Genomic DNA, 10,078 nt, shown 5'->3' with positions numbered 1-10,078 from the left:
CGCCCAGGCAGCCCGCTTCGCCCGCGTGAACCGCTGGCGGGCGGAACACCCCCAAGGTGCCCGTGTCCTCTCCCGGACCATCACCGTCCTCGCCGCGATCCTGGTCGTCTGCACCCTGGTGATGCCCGCGACCATCGTCGGCCTCGGCCCCGCCACGTTCTTCCGGCTGCCCGGGGAGGCCATCGTCGGCGCGGCCATCCTGCTCGCGCTGCCCAGGAAGCCGCGGGTCGTGCTCGCCGCGGCCGGCGGTGTCGTACTCGCCGCGCTGACGGTGCTGAACTGGCTGGACATGGGCTTCAAGCAGTACCTCGGCCGGGCCTTCAACCTGGTGCTGGACTGGAGCCTGCTCGGGGACGCCCAGTCGTACCTGGAGGACTCGCTCGGCCGGACGGCCACCCTCGCCGCGACCGCCGGCCTGATCGTGCTCGTCCTGCTGCTGTTCGCCGCGCTGGCCTACGCCGTCGTCCGCCTGAGCGACGTCCTCGCCCGGCACTCGGCCACCGCGACCCGGGGGACGCTGATCGCGGGCGTCGTCTGGATCACCTGCTCCTCCTTCGGGGTGCAACTCGCGGGCGTGCCGCTCGCCGCCGACAGTGCCGCCGTCACCCTGCGGAGCCAGACCGAGCGGGTGTCCGACACGCTGAAGGACGAGGCCGAGTTCCAGAAGGTCGCCAAGGTGGACGCGTTCGGCGCGACCCCGCCCGACCAGCTCGTGCCGGACCTGCGCGGCAAGGACATGATCTTCACCTTCATCGAGAGCTACGGCCGCAGCGCGATCGAGGACCCGATCATGGCGCCCGGCGTGGACAAGACCCTCGCCGTCCGCACCGAGGCGCTGAAGAAGGCGGGTTACCACGCCAAGAGCGGCTGGCTGACCTCCGCGACGTACGGCGGCAGCAGTTGGCTCGGCCACTCCACCAGCCTGTCCGGCCTGTGGGTGAGCAACCAGCAGCGGTACCGCACGGTGATGGCGAGCGACCACCTCAGCCTGACCAAGGTGTTCAAGAAGTCCGGCGCCTGGAACACGGTCGGCGTGATGCCCGGCATCCAGAAGGCGTGGCCCGAACAGAGCTTCTTCGGACTGGAGAAGGTCTACAACGCCTTCGAACTCGGCTACAAGGGGCCGAAGTTCAGTTGGTCCACGATGCCGGACCAGTACACCCTGGAGCAGTTCCAGAAGCGGGTGCACGGCAAGAAGCACGACAAGCCGTTGATGTCCGAGGTCATCCTGACCTCCAGCCACCAGCCCTGGGGCCCGATCCCGAAGATGGTCGGCTGGGACGAACTGGGCGACGGCTCGATCTTCAAGGGCATCGAGGCGGCGGGCAACAAGCCGGCCGACGTGATCGCGGACACCACCAAGTCCCGCCAGGAGTACGGCAAGTCGATCCAGTACTCGGTCACCGCGCTCACCGAGTGGCTGGAGCGTTACGGCACCAAGGACACGGTGCTGGTGTTCCTCGGCGACCACCAGCCCATCGCCCGCGTCAGCGGCAACCACGCCAGCAGGGACGTGCCGGTCTCCATCGTCGCCAAGGACCCGAAGGTGCTGGACAAGATCGGTGACTGGGGCTGGTCGGACGGTCTGCGGCCCGCGCACGACGCGCCGGTGTGGAAGATGAACCTCTTCCGCGACCGCTTCCTGACCGCGTACGGGTCGACTCCGCATCCGAAGAAGGGCTGACCAAGGCCCTTGAGGGGGCTTGAGGGCAGGGCCGGTCCCTTGAGGGGGCCAGCCCTGTCGCCGTTCAGCCGCCGGAGGTGTCCAGCTCGGCGTCCTCGCTGACGCCCGCGCAGTCGTACGGGTCCTTCAGCCAGCCGTCCGGGAGGACCACCCGGTTGTTGCCGGAGGTGCGCCCGCGCGGGCCGTCGGCGCCGGCCGGCCACGCCTGGTCGAGGTCCAGCTCGTCCAGGCCGGCGCGCAGCTCCTCCAGCGAGGAGGTGATGGCGAGCCGCTTGCGCATCTCGGAGCCGACCGCGAAGCCCTTGAGGTACCAGGCGACGTGCTTGCGGAAGTCGATGACACCGCGCGCCTCGTCACCGAGCCACTCGCCGAGCAGCGTGGCGTGCCGGACCATCACGTCGGCGACCTGGCGCAGCACCGGTCGCTGGAAGTCGTCGCGGCCCTCGAAGGCGGCGACCAGGTCGGAGAAGAGCCAGGGCCGGCCGAGGCAGCCGCGGCCCACGACCACGCCGTCGCAGCCGGTCTCGCGGACCATGCGCAGCGCGTCCTCGGCGGACCAGATGTCGCCGTTGCCGAGCACCGGGATCTCCGGGACGTGCTCCTTCAGCCGGGCGATGGCGCTCCAGTCGGCGGTGCCGCCGTAGTGCTGGGCGGCGGTGCGGCCGTGCAGGGCGATGGCGGTCACGCCCTCCTCGACGGCGATGCGGCCGGCGTCGAGGTAGGTGATGTGGTCGTCGTCGATGCCCTTGCGCATCTTCATGGTGACCGGCAGGTCGCCCGCGCCGGAGACGGCCTCGCGCAGGATGGCCCGCAGCAGGTTCCGCTTGTACGGCAGCGCGGAGCCGCCTCCCTTACGGGTCACCTTGGGGACCGGGCAGCCGAAGTTCAGGTCGATATGGTCGGCCAGGCCCTCTTCCGCGATCATGCGGACGGCCTTGCCGACGGTGGCGGGGTCGACGCCGTACAACTGGATCGAGCGCGGCTTCTCGCTCGCGTCGAACCGGATGAGCTGCATGGTCTTCTCGTTGCGCTCGACCAGCGCCCGCGTGGTGATCATCTCGCTGACGAACAGCCCCTTGCCCCCGCTGAACTCCCGGCACAGGGTGCGGAAGGGGGCGTTGGTGATCCCGGCCATGGGTGCGAGCACGACGGGCGGCACCACGGCGTGCGGGCCGATGGACAGCGGCTGGGTCATCAGGGGGCTCCGGGACGGATGTACGGCAAGGGCGTCGTCCATTGTCCCTCACCTCACCGGTGCCCCTCCCCCTGCGGGACGGATCGGGTACGGGTACCGGCACGGATCATGTAGGGGTCATTAGTTAGCCGCACTATCGAAGCGCGTACGATGGGACGCATGCCCGAGCTGAGTCACCGGCGGCGGATGCTGGTGCTCGCGATCTGCTGCATGAGCCTGCTGATCGTGAGCCTGGACAACACCGCCCTGAACGTCGCACTGCCCTCGATGCAGCGCGAACTGCACGCCACCACCTCCGGTCTCCAGTGGGCGATCGACGCCTACACGCTGGTGCTGGCCTCGCTGCTGATGCTGGCGGGGTCCACGGCGGACCGGATCGGCCGCAAACGGGTCTTCATGGCGGGACTGGTGATCTTCACCGCCGGTTCCCTGCTGTGCTCGCTCGCGCCGAACCTGGAACTCCTCGTGGTGTTCCGCATGGTCCAGGCGGTCGGCGGCTCGATGCTCAACCCGGTCGCCATGTCGATCATCACCAACACCTTCACCGACCCGCGTGAACGGGCGCGTGCGATAGGCGTCTGGGGCGCGGTGGTCGGCATCTCCATGGCCGCCGGTCCGCTGGCGGGCGGGCTGCTGGTGGAGTCGGTCGGCTGGCGCTCGATCTTCTGGGTCAACCTGCCGGTCGGCCTCGCCGCCCTGCTGCTCACCCTGCGCTTCGTCCCCGAGTCCCGCGCGCCCCGGCCGCGCCGCCCGGACCCGGTCGGCCAGGTGCTGGTGATCGCCCTGTTCGGCTCGCTGACGTACGCGATCATCGAGGCGCCGGACGCGAGCCTCCCCGAGGTGCTCCCCTTCGCCGCCGTGGCCGTCGCCGCGCTGCTGGCCCTCCTGATCTACGAGCCCCGGCGCGCGGAGCCCCTCATCGACCTGCGCTTCTTCCACTCGGCACCGTTCAGCGGGGCGACCGGGATAGCGGTGAGCGCCTTCGCCGCGCTGGGCGGGTTCCTCTTCCTGTCCACGCTGTACCTCCAGAACGTACGCGGTCTCGACGCCCTGCACGCCGGCCTGTGGATGCTGCCCATGGCGGTTCCGACCCTGCTGTGCGCCCCACTGTCCGGACGGCTGGTCGGCAGCCGGGGGCCGCGGCTGCCCCTGCTGATCGCGGGCGCGGCGATGACGGTGAGCGGCCTCCTCTTCGCCCTCTTCGAGGCCGAGACCTCCAACGTCACCCTGTTCCTCGGCTACGTCCTCTTCGGCGTCGGCTTCGGCTTCGTCAACGCACCCATCACCAACACCGCCGTGTCCGGCATGCCCCGCGCCCAGGCGGGCGTCGCGGCGGCGGTCGCCTCCACCAGCCGCCAGCTCGGCCAGACCCTCGGCGTCGCCGTCATCGGCGCGGTCCTGGCCGCGGGCATCGGCTCGTCCCCCTACCGCGACACCTTCGTGTCCGCCGCCCGCCCCGGCTGGTGGATTCTCGCCGCGTGCGGCGGTGCCGTCCTCGTCCTCGGGCTCCTGACCAGCGGCCGCTGGGCCCACAGGACGGCGGAGCGGACGGCTGAGCGGCTGGAGACCGTGGAGGTGCGGCAGCCCGTGGGTACGTCCGGCTGACCCTCCGGGCTCAGCTTTCCAGCGCCAGCGCGTGCAGCTTCTCCAGGCGCTCTCGGGACTCCTCGTTCTTGGGTGGGTAGATCACCATGCGGGGGCCCTGGTCCGGGGAGAGCCAGAGGTCGGTGTGTTCCAGGGTGAGGTGGCCCACGTGGCGGTTGAGGAACTCCTTGGTCTTGGAGCGGCTGCCGACCACCTCGTAGCGCTCCCAGTGTTCGCGGAACTCGGGGTATGCCTGGAGGCGCTTGAGGAGCATCTTCCAGGCGGGTTCGCCGAGGTGTCCCGCGAGCGAGGCGCGCAGGCGGGCCGCCATCAGCCGCAGGGCCTCGTCGAGGTGGACGATCGAGGAGCGCCACTCGGGGTTGGAGTAGGCGAGGAGCACGCAGTTGCGGTCCTCGGGCGGGACGGCGTCCATGTCGCACAGCAGCCGGGCGTAGGTGCGGTTGTAGGCCAGGATGTCGTACCGGCTGTTCTGCACCGCCGCCGGGAACGGCTCCATCTGACGCAGGGTCGCGCGCAGCGCCGGGGTGATGCTGGGGCAGACCGCGGCGGGCGTCGGGTCGGCGGCCCCGGCCAGCTGGAAGAGGTGGGCGCGCTCGCTGGGGTCCAGCATCAGGGTGCGCGCGAGGGCGTCGAGCACCTGGACGGACACCTGGATGTTCCGGGCCTGTTCGAGCCAGGTGTACCAGGTCACGCCCACGGCGGAGAGCTGCGCGACCTCCTCCCGACGCAGCCCCGGCGTACGCCGCCGGGCCCCGCGCGGCATCCCCACCTGCTCCGGGGTGATCCGCTCACGGCGGCTGCGCAGGAACGCGGCCAGCTCGTGGCGCCGGATCTCCGCGCCCTTCACCTGGGGGGCGGCGCCTTCCTGGGCCATGGTCGTCATGGTTCCAGGGTGCCTCCGTCCGGACCCCGTTGCCAGGTACTGCTGCCACCAGGATGAGCGGCCGCCACTACCAGGCTCCGGGTGGGACAAGGGCCGTCCGAGGGCATTGGCGGGTACTTCCGGTACCAGGATCGGCACACTCTGGTACCCGTCTGAGGGCGGGCGCACGCTCGGTGGCATGACCGAGACCACCCTCTCCACCGCGCCGTCCGTACGCGCTCCGTCGGCGGCGCCCACCCTGAGCGGGGCGGGCCTGGTGACCGTCCTGCTGGCCGCCTCGCTCCCCCTGGTCGACTTCTTCATCGTCAACGTCGCCCTCCCCGCCATCGGCAGCGACCTCTCAGCGAGCGAGTCCCTGCTGGAACTGGTCGTGGCCGGGTACGGCGTCACGTACGCCGTGCTGCTCGTGCTCGGCGGGCGCCTAGGTGACCTGTTCGGTCGGCGCCGGCTGTTCATCGGCGGCATGGCCGCCTTCGGGCTGACCTCGCTGGCGTGCGGGCTGGCCCCGGACGCGTGGAGCCTGGTCGCGGCACGGGCCGCGCAGGGCGCGTCGGCGGCGCTGATGCTGCCGCAGGTGCTCGCCACCATCCAGTCCACCACCGCCGGTGGCCGCCGGGCCCGCGCGATGAGCCTGTACGGCGCGACGGCGGGCCTGTCCATGGTGGTGGGCCAGATCCTGGGCGGTGTCCTGGTGGCGGCGGACATCGCCGGTACCGGCTGGCGCTCGATCTTCCTGGTCAACGTGCCCGTGGTCGTGGTCGGCCTGATCCTCGCCGTCCGCCACGTCCCCGACACCCGCGCCCGGCACCCCGAGCCGGTCGACGTCCCCGGCACCGTCCTGCTGGCCGTGGCCCTGCTGGCGCTGCTCGCCCCGCTGACCGAGGGCCGCGCGACGGGCTGGCCGCTGTGGACCTGGGTGTCGCTCGCCGTGTTCCCGGTGGCGGGGTGGGCGTTCTGGACGGTGGAACGGCGGCTGGACCGCCTGGGCCGTACCCCGCTGTTGCCGCCGAGCCTGTTCGCCACCCTGTCGCTGCGACGGGGGCTGCTGATCGTGGTGCCGTTCTGCCTGGGATTCAGTGGGTTCATGTTCGTCATCGCGCTGGGCCTCCAACAGGGCGCGGGTCTGGGTCCGGTACGTGCGGGTCTGGCGCTGGCGCCGATGGCGGTCTCCTTCCTGCTCGTGTCGCTGGCCGGGCCCCGGCTGATCGCCCGCTTCGGTACGCGAGTGGTGGGCGCCGGGGCGGTGCTCCAGGGCGTGGGTGTGCTGCTGATCGCGCTGGCGGTGTGGCGGGACTGGCCCGGCCTGGGGCTCGCCGGCCTGCTGCCCGGCGCGGCCGTCGCCGGAGCGGGTCAGGCGCTCCAACTCCCCAATCTGCTGCGGATCGTGCTCTCCGAGGTCCCGGCCGCCCGTGCCGGGGTGGGCAGCGGGGTGCTGGCGACGACCCAGCAGGCGTCCTTCGCCCTGGGTGTGGCCACCCTGGGCGCCCTCTTCCTCACCCTGGTCCCGCACCTCGGCATGCGGGACGCCCTGATGATCGCCCTGGTCACCCAGCTCACGGCGATTCTCGCCACCGGTCTGCTGAGCCTGCGCCTGCCGCGCGAGGCGGGTTGAGCCGGAACCGTGTGAGAGTTCCCACCCGGGCTTCCGCCCCTGGCCCCGCCCCGCGTGCCGCACACTCCGGGCATGACCGACAACAGAATCGGCACCAGCGTGCGCCGGTGGGACCGGCACGGCCGGGAACACGTCGTACGGGTGGAGCGGGCCGGACTCCAGCGGACCTTCGGCTGTGGCACCTGCGGCTGGCGCCGGGGCACCCGGCACCTGCCCTGGACTCCTACGGACGAGCACCCGGCGACGGAGCATCTGGCCGAGGCCCATCAGGCGACGCTGGACCCCGCCCGGCGATGAGTTCCCGGCGCCGTGGGAGTCGTACCCCATGACGACCCGCGCCGACCGGAAGGCGAGCCCCATGACCGCACTGCACGACACCCTGCGCCGGTACGTGGACGACGGGAGCCTGCCCGGCGCGGTCGGCCTCGTCGCCCGGGGGGACGAGGTGGAGGCGGTGGCCGTCGGGCACACCGACACCGGCAGGACCGTGCCGCTGGAGCGGGACTCGCTGTTCCGGCTCGCCTCGATCACCAAGCCCGTGACCGCGGCCGCGCTGCTGATGCTCGTCGACGAGGGGCTGGTCGGGCTGGACGATCCGGTGTCGCGCTGGCTGCCCGAGCTGGCCGCGCCGATGGTGGTGCGGACGCCCGAGTCGCCGGTGGACGACCTGGTTCCGGCCGAGCGGCCCATCACCGTGGAGCACCTGCTCAGTTCCCGGTGCGGGTGGGGGTTCCCGCCGGACTTCTCACTGCCCGCCGTGGCCCCGCTGTTCGAGCTCCAGCGCGGCGGGTTCGCCCCGCACGCGGTGCCCGCCATGGACGAGCTGCTGGCCGAACTCGCCAAGGTGCCGCTTCTCCACCAGCCCGGTGAAGCCTGGCTCTACAACACTTCCTCCGATCTTCAGGGCGCCCTGATCGCCCGGGCGACGGACCGGACACTGCCGGACTTCCTGGCCGAGCGGATCTTCGAGCCACTCGGCATGAAGGACACGGGCTTCTCGGTGCCGGAACAGGACCTGGACCGGCTGCCCACCGCCTACCAGCCCGGCCCCGACGGCACCTTGAAGGTGGCCGAAGCCTTCAACCACGACTGGGACCGGCTCCCCGCCTTCCCCTCCGGTGCCGGCGGCCTGGTCTCCACCGCCGACGACTATCTGGCCTTCGCACGGATGCTGCTGGCCGGGGGCGAATCCGGCGGTGGCCGCAAGCTGCTCTCGACGGAGTCCGTCTCCCGGATGACCAGCGACCAGCTCACCCCGGCCCAGCGGGAGAGCAGCCCGCTCTTCCTGGAGGGACAGGGCTGGGGCTACGGCGGCTCCGTCGACATCGCCCGCACCGAACCGTGGCACGTGCCCGGCCGCTACGGCTGGGTCGGCGGCACCGGCACCGCGGCCCATCTGGTCCCGGCCACCGGCAAGGTGACCGTCCTGCTCACCCAGGTCGCCATGACCGGCCCGACCCCGCCCGCCGTGATGCGGGACTTCTGGCGGGTGACGGCCTGACCGGAATCACGGCCTGACAGGTGCGCCCAGTCCGCGTATCAGCAGGTCCACGATCACCTTGAAGTCCTCCTCGATACCGGGCTGCTGCCACTCACGTGCGTAGCAGGGGTCGTGGAAACGGGCGGTGGCCTGGAAGACGGCGCGGGCCTCGGCGGCCGGGTCCGCGGCGCGGAAGGTGCCGGACCCGGCGCCGTCCTCGATGATCCGGGCGAGCTGGGCGGTGAGGTCGGTGATGTGTTCACCGACCGTCGCCCCGCTCTCCTCGGCCAGCACGCTGTAGGTGGCGAAGAGCTCGGGATCGTCACCCGCCTTGTGGCGCTTGGCCTCGAACAGGGCGGCGAGCCAGTCACGCAGCCGCACCTCGACGGGGGTCTCCTCACCGGCGATGACCGCGAGCCGCTCCGAGGTGCGGTCCAGCCAGCGCTTGGTGACCGCCTCGCGCAGCGCCGCCTTGGTGCGGAAGTGACGGTAGACACTGCCGTGGCTGACGCCGAGGGCTCGGGCCACGTCGACCACGGTGGCCTTGGCCGGGCCGTGGCGGCGCAGCACCTCCTCCGTCGCCTCGAGGATGCGCTCGGCGGTCAGGGTCTCGGTCGCTGCCATGCCTAGACCGTACCCGGCGCGCCGGTCACCGGTTCCTGCTCATCGCTCGCTGTCCAGCATGGCCATCTGCGCGGGGGCGTACCGCTCACCGGCCGCCGCGTCGGCCGGGACGGCCTCCTCGATGGCGGCGAGGTCGGCGGCGTCCAGGGTGATGTCCAGGGCACCCAGCGCCTCGGACAGCCGTTCGCGGGTGCGGGAGCCGATGACCGGCACGATGTCGGAGCCCTGGGCGAGGACCCAGGCGATGGCGATCTGGGCGACCGTGGCCCCCTTCTGTTCCGCGATCTTGCGGAGGGAGTCGACCAGGCTCAGGTTGTGCCGGAAGTTCTCGCCCTGGAAGCGGGGCGAGAAGGCGCGGAAGTCGGTGGCGGCGAAGTCGCGGTCGGCGGAGATGTGGTTGGAGAGCAGGCCACGGGAGAGCACGCCGTACGCGGTGACGCCGATGCCCAGCTCACGGAGGGTGGGGAGGATCTCCCGCTCGATGCCGCGCGAGATCAGCGCGTACTCGATCTGGAGGTCGGAGATCGGGGCGGTGGCGGCGGCCCGGCGGATGGTGTCGGGGCCGACCTCGCTGAGGCCGATGTGCTTCACCCACCCCTTCTCCACCAGTTCCGCGACCGCGCCGACCGTCTCCTCGATCGGGACGTCCGGGTCGAGGCGGGAGGGGCGGTAGATGTCGATGTGGTCCACGCCGAGGCGCTGGAGGGAGTAGGCGGCGAAGGTCTTCACCGCGGCGGGCCGGCCGTCGAAGCCGAGCCAGGCGCCGTCCGGGTCGCGCAGGGCGCCGAACTTAACGCTCAGCACCGCGTTGTCACGGAGGTGGGCCGGGGCGGTGCGCAGGGCTTCGCCGACCAGCATTTCGTTGTGACCCATGGCGTAGAAGTCGCCGGTGTCGATGAGGGTGACGCCTGCTTCCAGAGCGGCGTGCACCGTGTGAATGGCCTCCGGGCGGTCCGCTTCTCCGTACATACCCGACATGCCCATGCAGCCGAGGC

9 protein-coding genes are annotated in these 10,078 nt (G+C 71.6%); 5 read left to right on the top strand and 4 right to left on the bottom strand.

All coding sequences use genetic code 11. The features are described from left to right. Positions 1–25 precede the first annotated feature (25 nt). On the top strand, positions 26–1,684 hold the full coding sequence (locus CCN33_RS17015; RefSeq protein ID WP_341866579.1) for an alkaline phosphatase family protein: 1,659 nt from the start codon (positions 26–28) through the stop codon (positions 1,682–1,684). 64 nt (positions 1,685–1,748) lie between these two features. Here CCN33_RS17015 and dusB read toward each other — a convergent pair whose 3' ends face one another. Next, positions 1,749–2,879, bottom strand: coding sequence for a tRNA dihydrouridine synthase DusB (dusB, locus tag CCN33_RS17010; RefSeq protein WP_086694443.1), 1,131 nt, complete (start codon positions 2,877–2,879; stop codon positions 1,749–1,751). A 159-nt stretch (positions 2,880–3,038) separates the two neighbouring features. Between dusB and CCN33_RS17005 the strand changes: the two genes are divergently transcribed. After that, the gene (locus tag CCN33_RS17005; protein WP_086694446.1) at positions 3,039–4,484 is read left to right on the top strand and encodes an MFS transporter; all 1,446 of its coding nucleotides are present in this window, start codon (positions 3,039–3,041) and stop codon (positions 4,482–4,484) included. Positions 4,485–4,494: 10 nt separating this feature from the next. On the opposite strand, the gene CCN33_RS17000 is transcribed toward CCN33_RS17005, so the two are convergent. Further along, a complete protein-coding gene (locus tag CCN33_RS17000) occupies positions 4,495–5,367 on the bottom strand; it encodes a helix-turn-helix transcriptional regulator (RefSeq protein ID WP_086694442.1) in 873 nt (290 codons plus the stop codon). Positions 5,368–5,545: 178 nt separating this feature from the next. Here CCN33_RS17000 and CCN33_RS16995 point away from each other — a divergent pair, with 178 nt between their 5' ends. The 3 genes from CCN33_RS16995 to CCN33_RS16985 all read left to right on the top strand — a co-directional run bounded on the left by CCN33_RS16995 (position 5,546) and on the right by CCN33_RS16985 (position 8,480). After that, the gene (locus CCN33_RS16995; protein ID WP_086694441.1) at positions 5,546–6,979 is read left to right on the top strand and encodes an MFS transporter; all 1,434 of its coding nucleotides are present in this window, start codon (positions 5,546–5,548) and stop codon (positions 6,977–6,979) included. 72 nt (positions 6,980–7,051) lie between these two features. Then, complete coding sequence (locus CCN33_RS16990) at positions 7,052–7,276, top strand: hypothetical protein (protein ID WP_086694440.1); 225 nt, start codon at positions 7,052–7,054, stop codon at positions 7,274–7,276. A 61-nt stretch (positions 7,277–7,337) separates the two neighbouring features. Continuing rightward, positions 7,338–8,480 (top strand): serine hydrolase domain-containing protein, encoded by a 1,143-nt coding sequence (locus CCN33_RS16985; protein WP_086694445.1) that lies wholly within the window; start codon positions 7,338–7,340, stop codon positions 8,478–8,480. Positions 8,481–8,486: 6 nt separating this feature from the next. Here the strand turns inward: CCN33_RS16985 and CCN33_RS16980 are convergent, their stop codons facing one another. Then, positions 8,487–9,083, bottom strand: a complete 597-nt coding sequence (locus tag CCN33_RS16980) for a TetR/AcrR family transcriptional regulator (RefSeq protein ID WP_086694439.1) — start codon at positions 9,081–9,083, stop codon at positions 8,487–8,489. Between the two features lie 39 nt (positions 9,084–9,122). After that, positions 9,123–10,078: aldo/keto reductase (locus tag CCN33_RS16975; RefSeq protein ID WP_107483953.1), on the bottom strand; the 956-nt coding region annotated here is incomplete at its 5' end.

Origin of the sequence: Streptomyces recifensis, assembly GCF_002154615.1 — a bacterium.
GTDB classification, from domain to species: Bacteria; Actinomycetota; Actinomycetes; order Streptomycetales; family Streptomycetaceae; genus Streptomyces; species Streptomyces griseoluteus.
This window is presented reverse-complemented; position numbering and strand designations above follow the sequence as displayed.